The sequence below is a fragment of the Candidatus Devosia phytovorans genome (assembly GCA_029202405.1).
Lineage (GTDB): Bacteria > Pseudomonadota > Alphaproteobacteria > Rhizobiales > Devosiaceae > Devosia > Devosia phytovorans.
This window is the reverse complement of record CP119312.1, coordinates 2,393,670-2,417,446: the sequence shown is the minus strand read 5'-3', so window position 1 is coordinate 2,417,446 and position 23,777 is coordinate 2,393,670. Positions and strand designations below refer to the sequence as shown.

Below are 23,777 nucleotides of genomic sequence, written 5' to 3'. Positions count from 1 at the left end.
ACTGGGCTCGCAGTTGCCTGCATTTGAACTAATAGCCGAAGGACTCGTCAGGTTAACTCATGTACAAACCGACCATGCACGAACGCAGAACTGCCGAACGCATTCCCGTAGATCTTTGGGCGACCATCGTTTCAGACGATGGCCTCACGCGTATCGACGTTAATGTGCTTGATCTCAGCCACCGCGGTGCTCGCATTGCGCTGGACGATGAGAAGTCCTTGCCGGATGATTTCTACGTCCTGATGCCAGACAATCTGATGCACGACTGCGAACTGGTCTGGCGCGATGCATCCGGCGCCGGTCTGCGTTTCGCGAGTTAAACCGCATCCGGGCAGGCGGTATTGGCCCCTCTGCGCGCCATGCCCAACTCTGACCGCCCCTTGCCCAAACAAAAACCCTTTCTTTGCTGAAATGGCGTAGGTTGCCCCCATATCTTGGCTGGCGCGCTCGGAACCCATATGAGGATGGACCAACGAGCAGCGCTGCCGAGCAGCCCCACACTCCATTTGTTGAGAATGCGATGACCCTCTATTCCGATTACCTGGCCGAAATCGAAACGCGTAAGGAACAGGGCCTCGCGCCAAAACCGATCGATGCTGGCGGATTGACCGGGGAAATCATCGCGCTGATCCGCGACACCGGCAACGAGCTTCGTGCCGGCGCGCTCAACTTCTTCATCTACAACACGCTGCCTGGCACCACGCCAGCCGCCTCGGTCAAGGCTGCCTTCCTCAAGCAGATCATCGAAGGCGAGGCCCTGGTCCCCGAGATCACGCCGGTGTTCGCGCTCGAACTGCTGTCGCACATGAAGGGCGGCCCCTCGATCGAAGTGCTGCTCGATGTTGCCCTGGGCAATGATGCCGCCATGGCCGAAAAGGCCGGGGAAGTGCTCAAGACCCAGGTCTTCCTCTATGACGCCGACATGTTCCGCCTGCGCGATGCCCACAAGGCTGGTAACGCCGTGGCGACGGGCGTGTTGGAAAGCTACGCCAAGGCAGAGTTCTTCACCAAACTTCCCGATGTCGAGGACGAGATCAAGCTCGTCACCTTCATCGCCGCCGAAGGCGATATCTCGACCGATCTGCTTTCTCCTGGCAACCAGGCCCATTCCCGCTCGGACCGCGAACTGCACGGACAGTGCATGATCTCGCCCGCTGCCCAGCAGGAAATCCAGGCTCTCCAGCAGCAGCATCCCGACAAGCATGTCATGATGATCGCCGAAAAAGGCACCATGGGCGTCGGCTCCTCGCGCATGTCCGGAGTCAACAATGTCGCGCTCTGGACTGGCAAGCAGGCCAGCCCCTATGTGCCCTTCGTCAACTATGCCCCCATCGTTGCCGGCACCAATGGCATCTCTCCCATTTTTGCCACCACGGTCGACGTGACCGGCGGCATTGGCCTCAACCTCAAGAACTGGGTCAAAAAGCTCGGCGAAGACGGCAAGCCGATCCTCAACAACGAAGGCAATCCGATCCTCGAGCAGAAATATTCTGTCGAGACCGGCACTGTCCTGACCATCGACACCAAGTCCAAAAAGCTCCTCGATGCCGCTGGCAACGAGCTGGTCGACGTTGCTTCTGCCTTCACCCCGCAGAAGACCGAATTCATGAAGGCAGGCTCGTCCTACGCCATCGTCTTCGGCAAGAAGCTGCAGACCTTCGCCGCCGAGACGCTGGGCGTTACGGCCACCCCGGTCTTTGCCCCCAACAAGGAACTGACCGTTGAAGGCCAGGGCCTGACCGCCGTCGAAAAGATCTTCAACCGCAATGCCGTCGGCGTCACGCCCGGTAAGGTGCTGCACGCCGGCTCTGACGTGCGCGTCAAGGTCAACATCGTTGGCTCCCAGGACACCACGGGCCTCATGACCGCCCAGGAACTGGAAGCCATGGCGGCTACCGTCATCTCGCCTTTGGTTGATGGCGCCTACCAGTCGGGCTGCCACACGGCCTCGGTGTGGGACAAGAAGGCCCAGGCCAACATCCCGAAACTCATGGCCTTCATGAACAACTTCGGCGTCATCACCGCCCGCGATCCCAAGGGCAGCTATCACTCGATGACCGACGTGATCCACAAGGTGCTCAACGACATCACCGTCGACGACTGGGACATCATCATCGGTGGCGACAGCCACACCCGCATGTCCAAGGGCGTGGCCTTCGGTGCCGATAGCGGCACCGTGGCCCTCGCGCTCGCCACCGGCGAAGCCACCATGCCCATCCCGCAGTCCGTGAAGGTCACCTTCAAGGGCACCATGCAGTCGCATATGGACTTCCGCGACGTGGTCCACGCTACCCAGGCCCAGATGCTCGCCCAGCATGGTGACAACGTCTTCCAGGGCCGCATCATCGAAGTCCACATCGGCACGCTGCTCGCCGACCAGGCCTTCACCTTCACCGACTGGACGGCCGAGATGAAGGCCAAGGCGTCGATCTGTATTTCGCAAGACGAAACGCTCATCGAGTCGCTCGAAATCGCCAAATCGCGCATGCAGATCATGATCGACAAGGGCATGGACAATGCCGCCGAGACGATCAAAGGCCTGATCGCCAAGGCCGATCGCCGCATTGCCGAAATCCGCTCCGGCGAAAAGCCCGCACTGGCCCCTGATGCCAATGCGAAGTATTTCGCTGAAGTCGTCGTCGACCTCGACCTGATCGACGAGCCGATGATCGCCGACCCCGACGTCAACAATTCCGACGTCTCGCGTCGTTACACCCACGACACCATTCGCCCCGTATCCTACTACGGCGGCAACAAGAAGGTGGACCTGGGCTTTGTCGGCTCCTGCATGGTGCACAAGGGCGACATGAAGATCGTCGCCCAGATGCTCAAGAACATCGAAAAGACCGAAGGCAAGGTCGAGTTCAAGGCCCCGCTGGTCGTTGCAGCGCCGACCTACAACATCATCGACGAGCTCAAGGAAGAGGGCGACTGGGAGATTCTCCAGAAGTACTCCGGCTTCGAATTCAACGACCTGCAGCCCAAGACGGCCAACCGCACGGAATACGAGAACATCCTCTATCTTGAACGCCCCGGCTGCAATCTCTGCATGGGCAACCAGGAAAAGGCCGAAAAGGGCGACACCGTCCTGGCCACCTCGACCCGCCTCTTCCAGGGCCGCGTCGTCGAAGATACGGCCGAAAAGAAGGGTGAATCCCTCCTGGCCTCGACCCCGGTCGTGGTGCTTTCGGCGATCCTGGGCCGTACCCCCAGCGCGCAGGAATACAAGTCAGCCGTCGAAGGCATCGACCTGACCAAGTTCGCGCCGCCGACCAGCAGCAATCCGATGGACTCCAAGTCGGTCCACTTCTAGGACCGGGCTACCATAACCAACGAAATCAGGGGCATCCGCAACGCGGGTGCCCCTCTTCTATGTGGACAGGGTCTACTGCCGGCCGCATATCCGTCCAGCACTGATTGTCGGACGAACTGATCCCTTTCAATGGCCGGTCGGCACGATCCGGAAGTCATTGCCCTCGGGCAGCAATTGCCCACCATCCACCACGATCGTCGTGCCGGTGATATAGCTCGCTTCGTCCGAAGCCAGGAACAGGAAGGCATTGGCCACGTCTTCCACCGAGCCCAGTCGCCCCAGCGGGATGGCCGCGACCATGGACGCAATATGCGCGTCGCCGCGCTCCTCCTGGATGCCTTCTGTGAGAATATTGCCCGGCTCGACGCCATTGACCGTAATGCCATAGCCGGAAAATTCCAGCGCCGCCGATCGGATCAGCCCGTTGATCCCGGCTTTCGTCGCCCCATAGTGCCCATGACCCGGGCTCGTCACATAGGGCCCGGTGATCGACGAGGTGAAGAGGATCCGTCCAGAACCCTGCGCCTTCATCGGCTTGAGCGCTGCCTTGGCGGCATGGAAACTGCCGCGCAGGTTCACGCTCATCACCTTGTCCCAATCGTCGGACGACGTGTCCTCGATCAGCTGCCAGGGATAGATCCCGGCATTCTGGACGATGACATCGAGCCTGCCATAAGATTTCAGCGCCAGATCGACCAGCGCCTCGGCATGGTCATAGCGGGAAATATCGGCGGCCATGAACTGTGCGCCGAGTTCGTCGGCGGTCTTTCGCCCCGCCGCCTCGTCCCAATCGGCCAGCACGAGCTGCGCACCTTCTTCGGCGAAGCGTTTGGCGATGCCTTTGCCGATACCGCGGGCGGAGCCGATGATGATGGCGCTTTTTCCCTCGAGGCGTCTGGTCATGCGAGTTTCTTCCGGATCGATTGCTTGAGTGTGTCGAGCAGCACGGCGGCGAGTACCAAGAGGCCATGGATGACCTGGGTGTAATGCGCCGGCAGGCCCATGAGATTGATGGCGGTATTGATGGACGAGAGCAGCAGCACGCCGGCATAGACGCCGGGCAGGGCGCCAAGCCCACCCTTGAGGCTGACGCCGCCGATGACCACGGCCGCAAAGGCATTGAACAGCATGCCGGTCCCCAGGTTTGCCGTGGCGCCCGAAGTGCGGATCGCCAGCAGCCAGCCGGCCAGCGCCGCGATGGCGCCCGACAGCACGAAGGCGATCATCAGCACCTTTTCCACCTTGATGCCGGCGCGGAAGGCCGCCACTTCATTGCCGCCGATCATCAGCAGATGCCGCCCGAAGCGCGTCTTGGCCATCATGAAGGAAAAGCCGACAAAGCACAGGATGGCGATATAGGCGGTGACCGGAATGCCGAGGAACCGCTGGATGCCGAGCCAGCGGATTTCGTCCGCCAGACCCTGCGCCGAGCGGCCGCCCGAGAGCGCCACCACCATGCCGCGCACCCAGATGAAGCTCGACAGCGTCACGATGAAGGCATTCATCTTGATCTTGACCACGAGGAACCCGTTGATCAGCCCGATCACCGCGCCGACGCAGAGGCCCAGCAGCAGCGACACCGGCACGACCAGCCAGCCCGGCGTCAGCGTGATCCCAAGCCCGATGCCCGATGTGGCGAACAGAATCCCCGTGGCCATGGCGCTGAGCGCCGCAACGGACTCCACCGAGAGGTCCATGTGCCCGGCGATGATCACCAGCGCCAGCCCGATCGACATCACCCCCAGCACCGAGCTCTGCTCGACGATATTGGCGAAAATGCCCGGCTGGAAATAGTTGGGAATGGTCAGCGAGAAGATCGCCAGCACGGCCAGCAGCATGAACCAGACGAGGTTGTCGAGCACGAATTCGAGGCCATTGCGTTGGCTGGGCGACATCGGATTTCTCGTTGAGAATTGGGGAATTTGGTCCCTCCACATGGGAGGGACCGTTGGGCTTCATTCGACCGAAGTGATCGGATCAGCCGGCGGCTGGAGATTGCCCCAGAAGGCCGGATTGTCGACATTCTCGGCCGTGATGGCAGCGCCCGGGATCTTGATCGTCGGGCCCCATTCCTCGTCGCTGACCACGGAGGTCAGGCCGAGCACGTCATATTCGCCGGGCTCGATCGTCTCCTTGGCGACGATCTTGTCCATGAACATGGCCACGGCTGCAGCCTGGGCATAGAGCGGCTGCTCCACTTCCACCTGCATCCAGCCATCGCGGATCATTTCCAGCGCCACCGGCGCACCATTGGAACTCATCACATAGATGTCGCCCGGCTGTTTGCCGGCGGACTCAAGCGATGCGACCGCCGCCACCGACAGATGGGCGGCATGGCTGAAGATGATGTCGATGTCGGGATTGGCCAGCAGCTGGTCGCTGACGATGGTGCCGGCGTTGCTGGCTTCCCACATCAGCACCGGATGGGTGACAATGGTCACATCTGGAAAGGCGGCCATCTTCTCCTCGAAACCCTTCTGGATATCGAGCGTATAGGGATCGCCGGGGTCGCCGAGGATCTGCAGCACCTTGCCCGAGACCGAGCCATTCTTCTCAGTCAAAAGGCGTTCGACCTCATCGGCCGCGACATAGCCGATCTCCACTGTGCCAGCCACCGAGGTAAAGTCCGACACGGTGGACGAGATCTGCCGGTCGAACTCGATCACCGGAATGCCTGCCGCGCGGGCAGCGTCGACCGATGGCGCCAGCGCATTGAAATCCACGGCGGCGAGGATGATCGCCTTGGGCGCCAGGGCGATCACGTCGTTCATCTGGCTTTGCTGCAGATCGGTCTTGTTGTCGGCATTGAGCGTCGTCAGGTCATAGCCGACCTGTTCGAGGAACATTTCGAGCGCGCTCACCGAGCCGGTCTGGAATTCATCGAGCAGGGTGGGAACGAGGTAATAGACCGCTCCCTTGTCGTCCTGGGCATAGGCTATGCCCGTCACGGCGCTGGAGGCCACCATGGCCGCCATGCCAAAGGCAATCAGCTGCTTTCTCATAGCTTCGTCTCTCCTTGCACCGGACTGATTAGTTCACTGCCCTAGCTGGTCCGGCACCGGCCATGGCTTCACCCGTGATCATGGAGATCACGGCATCTGCATTTGTTTCGTTCCGCCTGACGTCGCCCGCCACCACGCCCTGGCGGATCACCACCATGCGGTCGGCGACCTGGAAGGCCTGCTGCATGATATGGGTGATGATGATCACCCCGATCCCCTGGGCGGCCACCTGGCGGATCATTTCGAGGCCGCGCCGGGTCTGCTCGACGCCGAGCGCGGCAAAGGGCTCGTCGAGCAGCACGAGCTTGCCGCCCCAATGCACGAAACGATTGAGCTCGATGGCCTGGCGCTGCCCGCCCGACAGATGCTCCACCTTGGTGCGCAGCGACGGAATGCGCGTGCCGGCGGCAGACAGCGCCTTGGCGACCTGCGCCTCCATCGCCTTTTCGTCGAGCACCTTCAGCCCCATGATCGAGCGCGTCAGCTCGCGCCCCATGAAGAAATTGCCCACCACATCGACATTGGTGCAGAGCGAGAGGTCCTGGTAGACCGTTTCGATCCCCGCCGCCTTGGCCTCCGATGGCGTCTTGGGCCGATAGTCGCGGCCCTCGAAACTCATGCTGCCGGACGTGGCTTCGAGCCCACCCGAGATGATCTTGACCAGCGTAGACTTGCCGGCGCCATTGTCGCCGAGCAGCGCGATGACCTCGCCCTTGCCCACGGTAAAGGAAATGCCCTGCAGTGCCTGCACGGCCCCATAACTTTTGGTGATATTGTCGAGAACGAGCAAAGGTTCGGTCATGCGGCCATTCCATCGGCTAGAGGGTCGGCGTGTTGGGGAGAGATGACGTCCCGCCCCGGTGACAGCACACCCGAGACGGCCAGCGCCGCCGCGCCGCGCAGCACAGACTGGCGGTCGGTCGAGGCAATGAGGCGCGGCACGGCGCGATCGTAGCGCGCGGCCACCGAGACGGGCAGGTCATTACCCAGCGCGGCCAGCGCATCGAGCAGGCTCTGGCTCGCCATCCCGCCGAGCACAATAGCTTCCGGGTCAAACAGGTTTTCCACCGTGGTTATGGCATTGCGGAAGATCGGCGCGATCTCGGCGACCCAGTCGCTTTCGCTCTGGCCCTTGGCGCGCTGTTCGAAGCTGTCGAGCGACACGTAGCGCTCGAGACACCCCGCATTGCCGCAGGGGCAGGGACGTCCGCCCGGCACCAGCGGGATATGGCCGATTTCGGTGGCATTGCCGCGCGCGCCGGCGATCGGCACACCGTCCTGCATCATCACGCCGCCGAGGCCGACACCAAAGTGGAGATAGTAGAAATGCCTGAGGTTTGCGCCACGCCCATAGAGCCGTTCGCCCGTCGCCGCGGCTGAGGTGTCGACGGCCAGAAAGGCGGGTAGGCCCGAAACCTCCTGCAGCCGCGCCCGCACCGGCACATTGCCCCAGCCTTCCAGCGTCGTCGGCCCCACGAAACTCATGGCCTGCACGTCCACCGGACCGGGCATGGCGAGACCAATCCCCAGGATGCGGCGGTCACCCGCCAGCGCCCGCATATCGGCGATCAGCTCCCCGATCAGGCGAAACCCTTCGGTCGGTCGCAGGCCTGCCGCATGGCGCTCGGCCGAGCCCAGCATGTCGCCGGCGAGGTTCATCAAACCCGCCTCGACGCCCAGTGGCGTCACGCTGATGCCAATGGCAAAGGCCCCGTCCGGATTGAGCCGCAAGACCTGAGGCGGCGTGCCGCGACCGCGCGGCTTTTCCCGCACCATCAGCAGATAGCCCAGCTCTTCCAGCTCGCGGACAATCGTGGAAACAGTCTGGACGGTCAGGCCGACGCCATCGGCAATGGCACTACGCGGCGCCGACCCGCGGGCGCGAATGAATTCGAGCACAATCCGCCGATTGTGCGGCCGGGAATACTCCTGGTTCGTACCCCTCAGTACCATCTGCGCCCTCCAGATAGGCAAACGCTAGGTCTGCCGATTTTTTAAGTCAAGTGGATTTCAGAAATCCATTTGACGATTTAAATGCGACTCGAATTGTCGTGTCAGTCATGTGCGGGGCTGCCGAAATTCCTGCCGATAGGCTCGCGGTGTCTTGCACAGCCGCTTCTGGAACGCCTCGTAAAGCCGCCCCACCGAGCTATAGCCGCAGTCGAAAGCGATCTGCGCAATCTCGACATCGGTATCGACCAACAGGCGCATGGCATGGCGAAGTCTTTGTCGGCGCACATATTCTCCGATCGACATGCCTAGCACCCGGTTGAAGGCGGCATGGGCATTGGTGGCATGGAGGCCCGATGCTGCCACGACGTCTGAAACGGTGACGCCCGCGTCAAGAGTGGCATGGATATAACGCGTCATCGCTTCCGTATGCGACACCGCGCGGCGACCGGCCTGGCCACGTGTCGGAGGCGTGGCGAATTCACCTTCGACGCGTTGCGCCGTCCAGGATAAGCGCTTGAGTCTTAAGTGAACTTCTTCCTCGAGCAGGTCGCGGCGCTGTTCGCTTGTGGAAAGCCATTCGCGCGTCCATCGGGCAAAGAGATAACGGTCACCCTCGTCACCATCGCGTCCGAAATACACCCCGCCATGCAGGAGCGACTGGCGGAATCCCGGCTCGAGATTGAGCGCGAGGAAAGTGGCGAGCGGCACATAGGCGCAGCTTAGTCCCTGGTTGGATTCCACCGAGATCACCTGATGTGGCGAGGCGGCCCAGAAGACGCAGATCTCGCCTGCCTGCAGGGTCAGGAACTGACCGTTGATCAGATAGCGCAGCGTGCCCGACCAGAGATAGTTAATCTCCACATGGTCGTGCCAATGCGACTCCGGCATGGCGTCGGCCATATGCGTCTCCACGCAGAAGTCATTGTAGAGAATGTCCTCGTCAGGATCTGACATGGGCATGGCGTCCAGAAGTGAAGTGGTGCCTGGCTGCATGGTCTCCTCCAAGTCCTGCTGGCAAGCGCAATTCTGCGTTTCGCTACTTTTCCGGAAAAACGCGGCGATGAACAGGGAAGAATTCTGGCCGGCAATGGCAGAGCGTCTGAACATGCCGAGCTGATGCTGTCGCGAGGGGCGACGATCGGCGGGAAAACAGGGAACGACGACAAGAGAGGGACGGACGAATGAGGACGCTGCTGACCGCGACTGCCTTGACTGGACTGGCACTGACCATGCCGGCGCAGGCCCAGACCGAACTGACCTATATGATGTGGGGCGATCCGCCGGAACTGGCGGTGTGGCAACAGATCGTCGAGGACTTCGAGGCCCTCCATCCCGATATTTCCGTCTCGGTGGAAGTCTCTGACTGGAGCAGTTACTGGGATCGCCTCCGCGTCACCACCGTCGGCGGCAACGCCCCCGATATCTTTGCCATGGATGCGCCGATCTATCCCGACTGGCAATCCCGCGGCAGCCTCCTCGACCTCACGCCCTATCTCGAAGCCGAGCCCACCGTGCTCGACGGCGTCTATCCGGGCCCCTTGGCCGCTTATCAGCTTGAGGAAGGCACCTTCGGCCTGCCGCGCGATTTCCAGACCATCGTGCTCTATTACAACAAGGCCATGTTCGACGCGGCCGGCGTCGCCTATCCCACCGATGACTGGACATTGGAAGACCTGCGCGCCGCCGCCAAGGCGCTGACGCTCGATGCCGACGGCGATGGTGTCACCGATCAATGGGGTCTGTCCGTCGAACTGCTCGACATGGAGCCCATGTGGGGCGGGGTCGTCTATGGCTATGGCGGCGCGCCGATCAGCGACGACCATACCAAGACCCTCCTCGCCGAAGGCCCGGCCGCCGATGCCTGGACCTATCTCAATGGCCTGGCGCTGGAAGATCATTCGGTGATGAGCGCCGAAGATCTCGAAAGCTATGGCTATGACGGCTTCCTCGCCGGCGTCGCGGCCATGACCTTCTCCGGTCACTGGGTCGTCCCCGCCTATAACGAGCTGGCATTTGACTGGGACGTCGCACCATTCCCCGCTGGCCCGGCCGAACGCGCCACCCTGGTCAACAGCGCCGGCATTGTCATCAGCTCGGCCACCGAACATCCTGACGAGGCTTGGGAATTCGTCAAATTCGTCATCAGCGAAGGCGGCCAGAGCAAGCTGACCGAACTGGGCTTTGCCATTCCGGTGCTTGAAGCCGTGGCCAATAGCCCGGTCTATCTCGACCAGGCGGCCAAGGGGAACCATCAGGTCTTCCTCGATGCGCTCGACTACGCCCACACCAAGCCCAGCTTCAAGGGCTATGAGGAATGGTCGGGCATCGTCGGCGAGGAACTCTCCATGGTCTGGACGGAACAGCAGAGCATCGAAGATGCCCTGGCCAATATCCCGCCCGCCGCCGATGACGTCCTCGCTGCCAATCAGTAACCTTCCCGGGAAGGGCTCTTCGGCCCTTCCCACCCCTAACCAAGGCAATTCGCCATGTCGGAAGACGGTATCAGGCCAAGGGGAAGCGAGCGCATCTGGGTTGCGCTGCTTTTGACGCCGACCATGATTGGCCTGGCGCTTGGCGCGCTCGGCTCCATGGCGGCCACCATCGGCCTCAGCTTTTTCGCCTGGGACATGCTGACCACGCCTGACTGGGTGGGCCTGAGCAACTACCTGGCGCTGCCCGACAATCGCAACTTCATGCGGGCGCTCAACAATACCGCGCTCTTCTCGGTCATCTATGTCCCGGCGACGGTCGTGCTGTCGCTCTGCATCGCCGTCCTGCTCAATCGCGGCATCTACGGCAAGAGCTTCTTCCGCCTCATCTACTTCTTGCCGGTCATCACCTCGCCCACGGCGGTGGGCCTCGTCTGGACCTGGATCTATTCCAAGGACCGCGGCGTCCTCAACGGCATCATCGCCTTCCTCGGTGGTGAACCCCAGCACTGGCTGGGTGCCGACCTCGCGCTGTATTCCGTCGTCGTGGTCAATGTTTGGGGCGCCATCGGGCAGGGGATGATCATCTTCCTCGCCGGTCTGCAGGCCATTCCGCGCGACCTCTACGAAGCCGCCTCCATCGAAGGCGCCAGCCCCTTCCGCCAGTTCCGCGAGATCACCGTGCCGCTGCTGCTGCCCTCGATCTTCTTCCAGACCGTGCTCTCAACCATCTACGCCTTCCAGGCCTTCGACTATGTCTACATCCTGACCCAGACCGGCAATGGCAATTCCACCGTGCCGACCTTGGTGTTCAACATCTACCGCGAAGGCTTCAACTTCTTCCGCATGGGCAATGCCACTGCTCAGGCCGTCGTCCTCGCCGTCATCGTCATGGTGCTGACCCTGGTCTATGCGCAGCTGCAAAAGCGCTGGGGGCAGGTATGAGCGAGGTTTCCCTGCCATCTGCCAGCCGCTCCAAGGCACAAGACAAGATGTCGTCAAGCATGCTTGTTCATCATCGGGGGCATCTCTGGGCCTATCTGTTGCTGCTCGCCGGTGGCGTGCTGATGATGGCGCCCTTCATCTGGATGGTGTCGTCGGCGCTCAAGCCGCCGGCCGACCAGTTCACCCGCGACCTGATCCCGCAGAACTTCACCCTGGAGAATTTCGTAACCGCTTGGCAGCGCATGGAATTTCATCACTTGATGTGGAATTCCGCTCGCATCGCGGCGCTCTCCACCATCGGCCAGCTGATCACCTGTTCCATGGGCGCCTTCGTCTTTGCCGTGGTCAAGTTCCCCGGCCGCAACTTCCTCTTCATGTTGCTGCTGGCAACCCTGATGCTGCCCTACCAAATGACTGTCATTCCACAGTTTATCATCTTCAGCTGGCTCGGCCTCTACGGCACCGACGTGCCGCTCTGGCTGCCCAATTTCCTCGGCGGTGCCTTCGGCGTCTTCCTGCTGCGCCAGTATTTCCGCACCATCCCCATCGACCTCATGGAAGCCGCAAGGCTCGATGGCGCCAGCCTTTTTCGCGTCTACTGGTCCATCTACCTGCCCCTCGCCAAGCCCGCTTTGGCCGCCCTCGCGCTCTTTGCCTTCATGAACTCATGGAACGACCTGTTCTCGGCCATGATCTACCTGCCGTCGAACCTTGAAACCACCACCCTGCCGGTCGGCCTCTCCCTCTTCCAGCGGCTCTATCGCGCGCAATGGGCCGTGATGATGGCGGCCGTCGTCATCTCCATCGCGCCCATCATCATCGCATTCTTCTTCGCCCAGAAGCAATTCATCCAGGGGATCGCCACGTCCGGTCTCAAATAGCCAAAACCTGACCTAAACCACTGAAGCCAAACAACATCGCTGCGGCGATGGAGGATAGTCTCATGCCCAAAATCACGCTCATCGGTGCCGGCAGCACCGTCTTCGCCCAGTCCATCATCGGCGATGTCCTGTCCAATCCGGCGCTGCAACACGCCACCATTGCCCTGCACGACATCGACGCCGAACGGCTCAAAACTTCGGAAGTGGTGGCCCGCCGGATCGGCGAAACGCTCGGCATCCAGAACCTGCGCGTCGAGGCCAGCCAGGATCGCCGCGCCATGCTCAAGAGCGCCGATTTCGTCATCCTGATGATGCAGGTCGGCGGCTATAAGCCTGCCACCGTTACAGATTTCGAAGTCCCCGACGGCTTCGGCGTCAACCAGACCATTGGCGATACGCTGGGCATCGGCGGCATCTTCCGCGGCCTGCGCACCATCCCGGTGCTCTTCGACATCTGCCGCGACATGGAGGAGCTCTGCCCCGACGCGCTGCTGATGCAATATGTGAACCCCATGGCGATCAACTGCTGGGCCATCAAGGACAGGTTCCCCCATATCAGGACCGTCGGTCTCTGCCACTCGGTGCAGGAAACATCCCATCAACTGGCTGAAATCCTTGGCGAAAAGCCGAGCGACCTCAACTATCTCTGCGCCGGCATCAATCACGTCGCTTTCTATCTCAAGTTCGAGAAGGTGCTGGCCGACGGCACTACGGAAGACCTCTATCCCCGCCTCAAGGCTATTGCAGAAGCCGGCACCGCGCCCGATGAAGACCTCGTCCGCTTCGAAATGCTCAAGCGCGTCGGCCATTTCGTCACCGAATCCAGCGTGCATTTCTCCGAGTATAATTCGTGGTTCTTGAAGCGCGGCCGGCAGGACCTGCTCGACAAATACAAGCTCCGCCTCGGCGAATATCTCTACCGCTGCCAGGACCAGATCGCCGAATGGCATGAACTGCGCAAGGAGCTCGAAGGCGATGCCCCGCTCGAGGTGGAGCAGTCCAACGAATATGCCGCGGGCATCATCCGCTCCATGGTGTCAGGCGAAAAGGGCCTGATCTACGGCAACGTGCCCAACCGCGGCCTCGTCGCCAACCTGCCCGAGGATGCGGTGGTCGAAGTGCCCTGCCTCGTCGATCGCAATGGCGTGCAGCCGACCAGGGTCGGTCGCATCCCCTCCCATCTCGCCTCGATCATGCAGTTGTCGATAAACGTGCAGCGCCAGACCGTTGAGGCAGCGATATCAGGCAAGCGCGAGCATATCTACCACGCCGCCATGCTCGATCCGCACACCGCGGCCGAACTGTCGCTGGACGAAATCTGGCAGCTCTGCGACCGTCTGATCGAGCGGCATGGCGATCTCCTGCCACAATATCGCTGAGCCGATTACCCGCGGAAAGGACTGAACATGGCTGCCCTCTCGCTGCGCAATGTCACCAAGTCGTTCAACGAGACCGATGTCATCAAGGGGGTGAGCCTTGATATCGACAAGGGCGAGTTCGTCGTCTTTGTCGGTCCCTCGGGCTGCGGAAAATCCACGTTGCTGCGCATGATCGCTGGGCTCGATCATGCCACGAGCGGGGAAATTGCCATCGACGGCAAGATCGTCAACGAGGTCGAGCCATCACGGCGCGGCATTGCCATGGTCTTCCAGTCCTACGCGCTCTATCCGCACAAGACAGTGTTCGACAACATGGCCTTCGGTCTCCAGATCGAGCGGCGGCCCAAGGCGGAAATCGAGCAGCGGGTCACCGCCGCCGCCCGCATTCTCCACATGGAGGAATTGCTGCGCCGCAAGCCCGGCCAGCTCTCCGGCGGCCAGCGCCAGCGCGTCGCCATCGGCCGTGCCATTGTGCGGCAGCCCAAGGTCTTTCTCTTCGACGAACCGCTGAGCAATCTCGATGCTGCGCTGCGCGTCGACATGCGCATGGAACTGGCAAAGCTGCATCGCGACCTCGGTGCCACCATGATCTATGTGACGCATGATCAGACCGAAGCCATGACGCTGGCCGATCGCATCGTCGTGCTCAAGGACGGCGTGGTCCAGCAGGTCGGCTCCCCCATGGAGCTCTACGAAAACCCCGCCAACCGCTTCGTTGCCGGCTTCATCGGTTCTCCGCGGATGAATTTTCTGCCCGCCGAGGTGATTGCTGTTGCTGATGGCGGGGCCACGCTGCGCCTTTTCGACCGAGAGGTCACAGTGTCCAAAACCGCCGACTGGTCAGTCGGGCAGGCGGTCACCCTGGGCATTCGCCCGCATGATCTGGTGCTGTGTGAAACCGGCAGCGAGATGCTCACCGGAGACATAAGGCTCGTCGAGCGCGTCGGGACTGAGACCATCGTCAGCCTGGACTGCGGACAGTCTGCAGTCAGTGCCGCCTTCCCTGGCCGAACGGCAATAGACGACAACCAGCCGCTGCGGCTGACCTTCGACCCGGCGCGCGTTGCTATTTTTGCCTGACACCGGCTACGGCTGCGGATTGAGCTTGCGCCACTCCTCGTATTCAGGACGGGCATCGTCGTGCAGCGGATAGTATTTCTGCAGCGGCGCGCCCTGCATCAGTTTCATCCGTGAAAAGTCCTCCCAGTCATGACTCTTGTGCGAGCGGTCGATAACCGTTTCGGCCAGCGCTGCCGGCACGCAGACCGCGCCATCGTCATCGGCCACGATGATGTCGCCCGGCATCACCGTCACCCCGCCACAGGCGATTGGCACGTTGACGGCGAAGGGCATGAGATTGGTCTGGGTGTGAAAGTTGGGCGTCCAGCCGCGGATCCAGACCGGAATGTCGAGCTTCTTGAGATTGGGCTGGTCGCGCAGGCACCCGTCGATCACCATGCCGGCCCCGCCCCGGCCCTTGAAATAGGTGGACATCATGTCCCCGAAGACGCCGGAACTCATGTCGCCGCGCGCATCGACCACGACCACGTCACCCTCTTCGACATGATAGAGCACGTGGCGGTGCAGCTGCTTTTCCGGGTCGGTATATTCGCCATCGCCGTAGAGATCTTCGCGCTTGGGCATGAACTGCAGCGTCAGTGCAGGACCAGCCATCGCCTTGCCGGGCGACCACGAAACCGGACCCTGGATGTGACAGTTGCGGATGCCCATATGGGCCAGGGTGCTGGAGGCTGAGGCGGCGCCAATTGCCAGAATGGCGGCGACGACATCCTTGGATGGTCGGGTAATGCCTGGGGTATGCGTCATGTCAAAATCCTACCAATTGGTCACTGAACCGTCGGTGCGCCGCAGGTGCGGCGCCTCCCAGAATTTGAAGCTCTGTTGCCTGATGCGGGCTTCGTCAACCTCGACGCCGAGGCCGGGCGCGTCGCTGACCGGATAGACCGCGCCATCGAGCTTGGGCTGAGTGGTGAAGATGCCGGCGTCGTCAAAGCCATGGTAAAGCTCGCCTGGCGACGCACGCGTCTCGAGCCAGGCGAAATTGGGCACCGCGGCCGCGAAGTGAATGGTCGCGGCCGTGCAGATCGGCCCCAGCGGATTATGCGGCATCATGTCGACGTAATGTGCCTCGCTCCAGCCGGCGACCTTCATCGCCTCGGTCAGTCCGCCGACATTGCAGATGTCGACGCGATTGAACTGGTGAATGTCCCGCTCGATAAAGGGCAGGAACTGCCACTTGCTGGCAAATTCCTCGCCGATGGCAAAGGGCACGTCGGTCAGCTTGCGCAGCGCCTCATAGGCTTCCGGCGTTTCATCACGGATCGGCTCTTCGAGGAAATCCAGCGTGCCGGACGGCATCTTCTGGCAATAGCTGGCCGCTTCGGCTACCGACAGGCGGTGGTGATAGTCGACGCCCAGCACGACGCTATCGCCCAGGGCCTCGCGTGCTTTGACGCACCATTTGGCGGTTTCGGCAATCGAGGGGCGCGGCTCGTAGACGCCACTGCTGTCATGGTCGGCGGGGAAGAGGCGGATGACATCCCATCCGAGGGCCATCAGTTCTTTGGCCTGCTCGATCATCTCCGGCCCGCATGGCCCGCGCGTCGTTGCGAAAGTCGGGATATGGTCGCGCTGCTTGCCGCCCAGCAGTTGATAGACCGGCACGCCAAGCGCCTTGCCCTTGATGTCGTGAAAGGCAATGTCGAGCGCCGAAATGGCGGCGGTCAGCACGCGCCCACCCTCGAAATACTGGCTGCGATACATCTCCTGCCACAGCGCCCCGATCGCCATCGGATCGCGGCCGATCAGGAATTGGCGATAATGCTCCAGCGCGCCGGCCACGGCCTTCTCGCGGCCTGACAACCCGCTTTCGCCCCAGCCATAGACGCCCTCATCGGTCTCGACCTTGACGATCAACTGGTTTCGCGTCCCGACCCAGACAGGGTAGGGGATGATGGCGGTGATCTTCATTCAAGCCGCCTTCAGCGCCATGGTGGTTGCATCGTCGAAGATATGCAGGCGCGCCTGGTCGAACTCGACAAAGACCTCTTCGTCCGGGGCGATCGGCGTGCCCGGGTCGAGGCTGACATTGACCACGCGCACCGTTGATGAAGACCTGGACGAAGGTGACGTCGCCGGTCGGCTCGACCGTATAGACCTTGGCGGGCGCGGTGCCGGGATGCGGCGGTCTTGTGGAGCTTGAGGGTCGAGTGGCGGGCGCCGAGGACCACCTTGCCATTGGACGAGCGGTTGCGCCTTGCGCACGTTCTCGTCCGACAGCGGCAGTTCCCAGCCTTCGGGACTTCGCAGCAGCGCCCGCTGTGCCCTGGCCCGTCACATCGAGCGGGATCAGGCTCATGGCCGGGCTGCCGACGAAGCTAGCGACGAAAGTGTTGACCGGGTTGGCGAAGACATTGGCCGGGCTGTCGTATTGCTGCAGCAGCCCGCCATGCATCACGGCCATCTTGTCCGCCATGGTCACGGCCTCGAGCTGGTCGTGGGTCACGTAGACGACGGTGGCATTGAGATTGTGGTGGAAACGCTTGATCTCCGAGCGCATCTGCACGCGCAGCTTGGCGTCGAGGTTGGAGAGCGGCTCGTCCATCAGGAACACCGCCGGATCGCGCACCAGCGCGCGGCCGAGGGCAACGCGCTGCTGCTGGCCGCCGGAGAGTTCGCGCGGCTTGCGCTCGAGCAGGTGCGTGATGTCGAGAAGCTTTGCCGCATCCTTCACCTTGCGCTCGATTTCCTCCTTGGGGAGCTTTCGCATCTGCAGCGGGAAGGCGAGGTTGTTGAACACCGACTTGCTGCGGGTAGAGCGCGTAATTCTGAAACACCATGGCGATGTCCCGATCCTTGGGATCGAGCTCGTTGACGATCCGATCGCCGATGGCGATATCGCCACCCGACATGGGAATCAGCCCGGCAATCAGGTTGAGCGTCGTCGTCTTGCCGCAGCCCGAGGGCCCGACCAAGGCGACAAATTCCCCATCCTCGACGGTGAAGGACACATTGTTGACCGCATAGATGGAGCCGTAATTCTTGACGACGTCCTTGAGCACGATTTCGGCCACGAGCAATCTCCCAAATATCAGTGTTTGACGGCGCCTTCAGTCAGCGCGCGGACGAAGTATTTCTGCAGCACGAGGAAGAGCACGACGACGGGCACGCTCATCAGGAAAGTGGCCGACATCAGGCCCGGCCAGTCGGTGGCGAATCTCGGTAGAAGAAGCGCTGGATGCCGACCGGCAGGGTCATCTGGCTCGTCGCGCGACAGGAACGTGTAGGCGTAGACGTATTCGTTCCAGGCCCCGATGAAGGAGAAGATCGAGGTGGCGATGATGCCCGGCGTCGACAGCGGCATGACGATCAGAAGGAAGGCCTGGAAGCGCGTGGCGCCGTCGATGCGGGCGGCCTGTTCGAGCTGGATCGGGATGTTGTCGTAAAAGCCCTTGAGCAGCCAGATCGAGAGCGGGAGGCCGAAGGTCAGGTAGGTCAGGATCAGCGAGCCGTGGGTGTTGACCAGGCCCATCCAGCGCATCAGCAGGAACAGCGGCATCAGGAACACCACGGCCGGGAACATGTTGCGCACGAGGACCGCGAAGAACAGGAAGTTGCGGCCGGGGAAACGGAAGCGCGAGAAGGCATAGGCCGCCGGCACCGCCACCACGACGCCCAGAATGGTTGTCAGCAGCGAGACATAGAAGCTGTTCCAGAAGTAGAGCAGGAAGTCTCGACCGATCTTGCTGCCGGGGTCGAGCAGCTTGAAGTAATTGTTCAGCGTCGGCTGGGTCGGCCACCATTGCGGCGGATATTGCATGGCCGCGAACTGGGATTTGACCGAGGTCAGGATCATCCAGGCCATGGGCAGCATGGTGAAGAGGAAGCAGGAAGCGTGAGGGTGGCGCGCCCAGCCCAGCGCCACCAGTCGACGCTTTTCTTGACCACGGGCCGCTTGGCCCCGCTCGGTAGCTCGATCGTGCTCATTCGCCCGCCCTCGCATCATCCCCGCGCGTCAGCGCTTTCACGTAGAAATAGCCCAGCACCATCATCACGATGAACAGGATCACCGCGTAAGCCGAGGCCACGCCCCATTGCTGCCGCCCAAAGGCGAGCTGGTAGATATGGGTGATCCAGATATGGGAGGCATCGGCCGGGCCGCCGCCGGTCATCACAAAGGGGATGATGAAGGAGTTGAAATTGGCCACCATCAGCAGCAACACGGTCACCATGGACACGCCCTTGAGATGGGGGAAGGTGACGTGCCAGAAGCGCTGCCAGGGGCTGGCGCCATCGACCTGAGCCGCGCGCAGCAATTGTTCGGGCACGGTCTGCAGGCCCGCCATCAGCATGACCATGGCGAAGGAGAATTCCTTCCAGACATTGACCACGATCAGCGAGGCCAGAACGGTCCGGCGATTGTCGAGGAAGTTGATCGGCTCGTCGGTGATCCCGAGCTGCACCGCAAGGGCGCCGATGACGCCGAAATCGGAATGATAGAGCCATTTCCACACATAGGAGGCGGCCACGGCGCTGATCACATAGGGGATCAGCAGCAGGCCGCGCATCAGCCCGCGACCGATGAATTCGCGATGCAGCGCCAGCGCCGCGCCGAGACCCAAAATGAAGGCGAAGAAGGTCGAAGCGATGGTCCAGATGATCGTCTGGATAGTGACCTCATGGAACACGTCCGAAGTCAGCACGCGCGTATAATTGTCGAGCCCGGCCCAGACCTTGTCGCGCATCTGCAGGTTCGAGGGCGTCGAATAAAAGCTCAGCTCGATCGTATAGTAGATCGGGAAGGCAATCACCACCAGCATGACCAAGATCGCTGGCAGGACGTAGAGATAGTCGGTGCGGTTGGCGATGATGCGCTTGAGCAGGCTTGGCCGCTTGCGCAGGCCCGAGGCCTTCAAGGGGGTGGCTACCCTTCCCGTCGCTAGGGTCACGATTCCGTCCTTTCGTTGGTGACGAAGGCGCTGGCGGCAAGGCGCCGCCAGCCGGAGCGTGGGTCGGCGGACTAGAGTCCGCCGCCGACCAGGGAGTCGATTTTGGCGGCCGCATCAGCTGCCGCTTCCTCGACCGTCATGCGTTCGGTCAGGGCGTTCTGCAGCATGTCAGGGACGATGATGTTCATGATCTCGGTCGCTTCAGGAATGACCGGGAAAGGGATGCCACTGGGCAGCATGGAGGTGGTGACGTCGAGGAACTTGATGGTGTCGAGGCGTTCCTTCATCCACTCCGTCTTGAAGCCAGCGAGGTTTCCAGGATTGGATCCAGTCCAGGCGAGCTTGGTCGACCATTCCGGGCTGTTCCAGAAGCAGGCGAAGGCCTTCGCCGCCTGCTCGTCGAAACCACCTTCGACATATTCATTCTCGACGAAATGCATGTTCGAGCCGCCGAACACCACGGCCCGACGATCCGGCCCTTCCGGGATCAGGCCATAGCGCATGTTCTCGACCACGCTGTCGGCAATGGCCTTGTCGTCGCCGCTGGCCTGACCGGCGAGGTCCACCATCTTGGCATATTCTGCCGGGTGGGCGATCATCATGGCCAGTTGGCCGGCGATGAAGGGCGCCTGGTTCTCGTTCTGCGTATTGGTGAGGGCCGAGGTCGGCACGGACTTGTCGCGGACATACATGTCGTAGGCGGCCTGCAATGCGGCGACCGAGCCTTCATTGCCCAGTTCGACATCCTGATAGGTCGGGCTTTCCGAGCTCTCATCAAGCGCGCCGCCACCGAAAGCCCATAGCTGGGGCATGAAGCGGAACGGCGTATTGCCGGCATTCTGGCGCGCCACGAGGCCATAGCCGGAGATTCCCAGCTCGTCGTGGATCTTCTTGGAATAGGTGACCACGTCATCCCATGTCGCCGGTGGCGTCTCAGGGTCGAGGCCGGCCCGTTCGAAGATGTCGGCATTCCAGATGAAGCCCATGGTTTCGTTATTGGTGGGCACCCCATAGGTGGCGTCCTGCCAGGTCACGGATTTCATGGCGCCAGGCCAGAAGTCGGCGGTCGGATAGCCGATGTCTTCCGGGGCCAGCTGCTGGAAATAGCCCTTGGAGGCAAATTCCACGCCGCCCAGGATCTGCAGGCGAACCACCATCGGGCCGGCATTGCCGAGCAGGGTGGTGCGCAGCCGATCGAGCAACTGGTTGTAGTCGATGTTCTGCGCATCGGTATCGATATTAGGATAGGTCTCGGCCCAGGCGGCCCAGAATTCGTCGTTGATCTTGTGCTCGATCTGCGGCGAAGCCTCGGTGGGGCCAGTCCACCAGTAGGTCAGCCGGCCGGTGTAATCGAGCGGCACCACCTCGGCGCAATGTCCGGCGGTGTCATAGGTCTCGGTGCCGGCAATCGACTTGATATATTCGGGCGACCACTGGCTGAGATCGACGCTCTGCGCATAGGCGGTGGTGGATAGCAGCGATGCACTCGTCAATGCCGCCATCGCACAGGCCATGGCTTGCCGACGCGTCATCGCGCCCGACCGCCGGGGGCGGTCATGCATATTGGTCATTGATAGTCCTCCTCATGCGGAAGACCGTTCAGCCCCTCCGGCCAAACCTGGGCTTCCTCGCAGCCTGGCTGCGCCTCCTTGGGGCCAGGCTTTGCCCGTGTCACCCATGGCCTCGACAGTCCCAGACAAAATTCTATGTGTCAAGAATGTTTGGATCGTACATTATTTTCGTGATTTCGCGTACGGATCATCTTGGCTTGGCTCAAAAAGACGCCTACACAGGCGGACATGGGCGAAACGAGCGACATCGACGCAAGGCCCCCAGAGGCCAATTCCAGCGTCTACGAAATGATCCGCGAGGATATCGTTTCGGGTGCCCTGGAGCCCAATGCGCGACTCAAGGTCGCCGATCTGGCCGCTCATTACGGCACCTCCACCAACCCGATCCGCGAAGCGCTGCAGCAATTGCGCGGCGAAGATTTCGTTGTCATGGAGCCCAATCGCGGCGCCCGCGTGCGGCCGATCGACGAAGCCTTCGTGCGCGACATCATCGAGATCGAAATGCTGATCGAGCCGGCGCTGACCAAGTGGTTTGTGTCGATCGTCACAGATGCCGACATCGCCGATCTCGAGGCCATGCAGGCTCAGATCGAGGAACTCAACTTCGCCGATCCCAAAAAGCATGGCGAACTCGATACCCAGTTTCACCAGCTTATCTACGACCGCCACTACAACCGGCACGCTGCCGAACTGTGGTGGAAGCACCGGGAAATCCTGCGCGCCATCAGCCGCCGCTTTCCCACTTCGCTCAGCCGCCGCCAGTCGGTGCTGCGCGAGCATCGCGAATTGATCGATGCCATCCGCGCGCAGGACGCCGATAGAGCGGCCGCCGTGGTAGCGCGACATGTGGAGGGTTCGGGCCGGCACATCATCGAACAGATGGGGCTGGCCAGACGCAACGGGCCGAGGAGGATAACGGCCTAGACGCTTTCAAATGGGAGGATTTGATGACGACAGGATTGGGCGGTCTGAGCATCGCCGAGACGATCGAAACGAATATCCAAACCAGTTCCAACCCGAGTGAACTCCGCATCACCGACATGCGCGTTGCCGAAATTGTCGGCGCGCCCTTCGTGACGGCGATCCTCAAGATCTATACCAACCAGGGCATTGTCGGCCTGGGCGAAGTCCGTGACGGCGCCAGTGCCACCTATGCATTGATGCTGAAAAGCCGCCTATTGGGCGAAAATCCCTGCGACATCGATCGCCTGTTCCGCCGCATCAAGCAGTTCGGCGGCCATGGCCGGCAGGGTGGTGGGGTCTCCGCCGTCGAAATCGCGCTCTGGGACCTGGCCGGCAAGGCCTATGGCGTACCGATCTACCAGATGCTGGGCGGCAAGTTCCGCGACAAGGTCCGCTGCTACTGCGATACCGATGCCGAAAAGCCCAGTGGCACCGAGACCGGCAAGCGCCTCAAGGCCCGCATAGACATGGGCTTCACCTTCCTCAAGATGGACCTGGGTCTGATGCAGGTTGCCGACGTGCCCGGCGCTGTCGTTGCACCAGCTGGCTCGTTGGAGAGCTATCGCATCCACCCCCAGCGCGGTGCGATCAAATCCATGCAGGACCGCCGTGCCCGCAACGCCGTCTATGACACGCACAACGTCCGACACCCCTTCAGTGGCCTGCATTTCACCGACAAGGGCATCGACCTGCTGGAGCAATATATCCACGAGGTGCGCGAGGTCATCGGCTACGAAATCCCGCTGGCCATCGATCATGTCGGCCATATCTCGCTGCAGAACGGCATCCGTCTGGCGCGCCGCATCGAAAAGTACGTCCCCGCCTGGCTCGAAGACGTCATCCCCTGGCAATATACCGACCAGTATCGCCAACTGCAGCAGGCGACCACCGTGCCGATCTGCACCGGCGAGGACATCTATCTCAAGGAGGGCTTTGAGCCCCTGCTCAAAAGCGGAGGCCTCTCGGTCATCCACCCGGACCTGTTGACCTCTGGCGGCATTCTCGAAACCAAAAAGATCGGCGATATGGCGCAGGACCACGGCGTGGCCATGGCCATCCATATGGCCGAAAGCCCGATCGCTGCCATGGCCGCCGCTCATGTGGCGGTGGCGACAGAGAATTTCATGGCGCTCGAATATCACAGCGTCGAGGTCGACTGGTGGGACGATATCGTCACCGGCCTGCCCAAACCTTTGGTCCAGGACGGTTTCATCACCGTGCCGGACAAGCCAGGCCTCGGCATCGACGACGTGGTCGACGAGGTGATCAGCCAGCATCTGCAGGATGGCGTCACCGGCATCTGGCAGCCCACCGACCAGTGGGACAGCGAATACTCCTGGGATCGGACCTGGAGCTGACAGAAAATTCTTTG

General features: G+C 61.7%; 20 protein-coding genes and 1 pseudogene. 9 read left to right on the top strand and 12 right to left on the bottom strand.

Translation table 11 applies throughout. The features are described 5' to 3' along the window. Nucleotides 1-59: 59 nt before the first annotated feature. The gene (locus P0Y65_11935; GenBank protein WEK02918.1) at nucleotides 60-320 is read left to right on the top strand and encodes a PilZ domain-containing protein; all 261 of its coding nucleotides are present in this window, start codon (nucleotides 60-62) and stop codon (nucleotides 318-320) included. A gap of 200 nt (nucleotides 321-520) precedes the next feature. Continuing rightward, nucleotides 521-3,313 (top strand): bifunctional aconitate hydratase 2/2-methylisocitrate dehydratase, encoded by a 2,793-nt coding sequence (locus P0Y65_11930; protein WEK02917.1) that lies wholly within the window; start codon nucleotides 521-523, stop codon nucleotides 3,311-3,313. Nucleotides 3,314-3,439: 126 nt separating this feature from the next. Here the strand turns inward: P0Y65_11930 and P0Y65_11925 are convergent, their stop codons facing one another. The 6 genes from P0Y65_11925 to P0Y65_11900 all read right to left on the bottom strand — a co-directional run bounded on the left by P0Y65_11925 (nucleotide 3,440) and on the right by P0Y65_11900 (nucleotide 9,261). Continuing rightward, nucleotides 3,440-4,216 (bottom strand): SDR family oxidoreductase, encoded by a 777-nt coding sequence (locus tag P0Y65_11925; protein ID WEK02916.1) that lies wholly within the window; start codon nucleotides 4,214-4,216, stop codon nucleotides 3,440-3,442. Beyond that, entirely contained in the window at nucleotides 4,213-5,208 is a 996-nt protein-coding gene (locus tag P0Y65_11920; GenBank protein ID WEK02915.1) for an ABC transporter permease, read from the bottom strand. Before P0Y65_11920 ends, P0Y65_11925 begins: the two co-directional genes overlap by 4 nt. 60 nt (nucleotides 5,209-5,268) lie before the next feature. Further along, nucleotides 5,269-6,315 (bottom strand): sugar ABC transporter substrate-binding protein, encoded by a 1,047-nt coding sequence (locus P0Y65_11915; protein WEK02914.1) that lies wholly within the window; start codon nucleotides 6,313-6,315, stop codon nucleotides 5,269-5,271. 28 nt (nucleotides 6,316-6,343) lie between these two features. Then, nucleotides 6,344-7,117 (bottom strand): ATP-binding cassette domain-containing protein, encoded by a 774-nt coding sequence (locus tag P0Y65_11910; protein ID WEK02913.1) that lies wholly within the window; start codon nucleotides 7,115-7,117, stop codon nucleotides 6,344-6,346. Then, on the bottom strand, nucleotides 7,114-8,268 hold the full coding sequence (locus P0Y65_11905; GenBank protein ID WEK02912.1) for an ROK family transcriptional regulator: 1,155 nt from the start codon (nucleotides 8,266-8,268) through the stop codon (nucleotides 7,114-7,116). Before P0Y65_11905 ends, P0Y65_11910 begins: the two co-directional genes overlap by 4 nt. Before the next feature lie 105 nt (nucleotides 8,269-8,373). Then, on the bottom strand, nucleotides 8,374-9,261 hold the full coding sequence (locus P0Y65_11900; protein WEK02911.1) for a helix-turn-helix domain-containing protein: 888 nt from the start codon (nucleotides 9,259-9,261) through the stop codon (nucleotides 8,374-8,376). A 188-nt stretch (nucleotides 9,262-9,449) separates the two neighbouring features. Between P0Y65_11900 and P0Y65_11895 the strand changes: the two genes are divergently transcribed. The 5 genes from P0Y65_11895 to ugpC all read left to right on the top strand — a co-directional run bounded on the left by P0Y65_11895 (nucleotide 9,450) and on the right by ugpC (nucleotide 14,982). Further along, on the top strand, nucleotides 9,450-10,700 hold the full coding sequence (locus tag P0Y65_11895) for a sugar ABC transporter substrate-binding protein (protein ID WEK02910.1): 1,251 nt from the start codon (nucleotides 9,450-9,452) through the stop codon (nucleotides 10,698-10,700). Nucleotides 10,701-10,754: 54 nt separating this feature from the next. Then, nucleotides 10,755-11,642, top strand: a complete 888-nt coding sequence (locus tag P0Y65_11890; protein WEK02909.1) for a sugar ABC transporter permease — start codon at nucleotides 10,755-10,757, stop codon at nucleotides 11,640-11,642. A gap of 59 nt (nucleotides 11,643-11,701) precedes the next feature. Further along, nucleotides 11,702-12,523 (top strand): carbohydrate ABC transporter permease, encoded by an 822-nt coding sequence (locus P0Y65_11885; GenBank protein WEK02908.1) that lies wholly within the window; start codon nucleotides 11,702-11,704, stop codon nucleotides 12,521-12,523. Between the two features lie 62 nt (nucleotides 12,524-12,585). Next, complete coding sequence (locus tag P0Y65_11880) at nucleotides 12,586-13,902, top strand: alpha-glucosidase/alpha-galactosidase (GenBank protein WEK02907.1); 1,317 nt, start codon at nucleotides 12,586-12,588, stop codon at nucleotides 13,900-13,902. Nucleotides 13,903-13,929: 27 nt separating this feature from the next. Continuing rightward, nucleotides 13,930-14,982, top strand: coding sequence for a sn-glycerol-3-phosphate ABC transporter ATP-binding protein UgpC (ugpC, locus tag P0Y65_11875; GenBank protein WEK02906.1), 1,053 nt, complete (start codon nucleotides 13,930-13,932; stop codon nucleotides 14,980-14,982). 6 nt (nucleotides 14,983-14,988) lie between these two features. Here ugpC and P0Y65_11870 read toward each other — a convergent pair whose 3' ends face one another. The 6 genes and pseudogenes from P0Y65_11870 to P0Y65_11845 form a co-directional block, all read right to left on the bottom strand. Next, nucleotides 14,989-15,729: a ribonuclease activity regulator RraA gene (locus P0Y65_11870; protein WEK02905.1), complete on the bottom strand. Its 741-nt coding sequence runs from the start codon at nucleotides 15,727-15,729 to the stop codon at nucleotides 14,989-14,991. Between the two features lie 9 nt (nucleotides 15,730-15,738). Next, nucleotides 15,739-16,893, bottom strand: coding sequence for a mandelate racemase/muconate lactonizing enzyme family protein (locus P0Y65_11865; protein ID WEK02904.1), 1,155 nt, complete (start codon nucleotides 16,891-16,893; stop codon nucleotides 15,739-15,741). Next, nucleotides 16,894-17,996, bottom strand: a pseudogene (locus tag P0Y65_11860) (ABC transporter ATP-binding protein). It lies immediately after the preceding gene. 17 nt (nucleotides 17,997-18,013) lie between these two features. Beyond that, complete coding sequence (locus tag P0Y65_11855; GenBank protein ID WEK02903.1) at nucleotides 18,014-18,847, bottom strand: carbohydrate ABC transporter permease; 834 nt, start codon at nucleotides 18,845-18,847, stop codon at nucleotides 18,014-18,016. A 58-nt stretch (nucleotides 18,848-18,905) separates the two neighbouring features. Beyond that, on the bottom strand, nucleotides 18,906-19,838 hold the full coding sequence (locus tag P0Y65_11850) for a sugar ABC transporter permease (protein ID WEK06786.1): 933 nt from the start codon (nucleotides 19,836-19,838) through the stop codon (nucleotides 18,906-18,908). Between the two features lie 104 nt (nucleotides 19,839-19,942). Continuing rightward, on the bottom strand, nucleotides 19,943-21,373 hold the full coding sequence (locus tag P0Y65_11845) for an extracellular solute-binding protein (protein ID WEK06785.1): 1,431 nt from the start codon (nucleotides 21,371-21,373) through the stop codon (nucleotides 19,943-19,945). Between the two features lie 297 nt (nucleotides 21,374-21,670). Between P0Y65_11845 and P0Y65_11840 the strand changes: the two genes are divergently transcribed. Both P0Y65_11840 and P0Y65_11835 read left to right on the top strand, forming a co-directional pair. Next, on the top strand, nucleotides 21,671-22,366 hold the full coding sequence (locus P0Y65_11840) for a GntR family transcriptional regulator (GenBank protein ID WEK02902.1): 696 nt from the start codon (nucleotides 21,671-21,673) through the stop codon (nucleotides 22,364-22,366). A gap of 23 nt (nucleotides 22,367-22,389) precedes the next feature. After that, entirely contained in the window at nucleotides 22,390-23,763 is a 1,374-nt protein-coding gene (locus tag P0Y65_11835) for a mandelate racemase/muconate lactonizing enzyme family protein (protein ID WEK02901.1), read from the top strand. Nucleotides 23,764-23,777 lie beyond the last annotated feature (14 nt).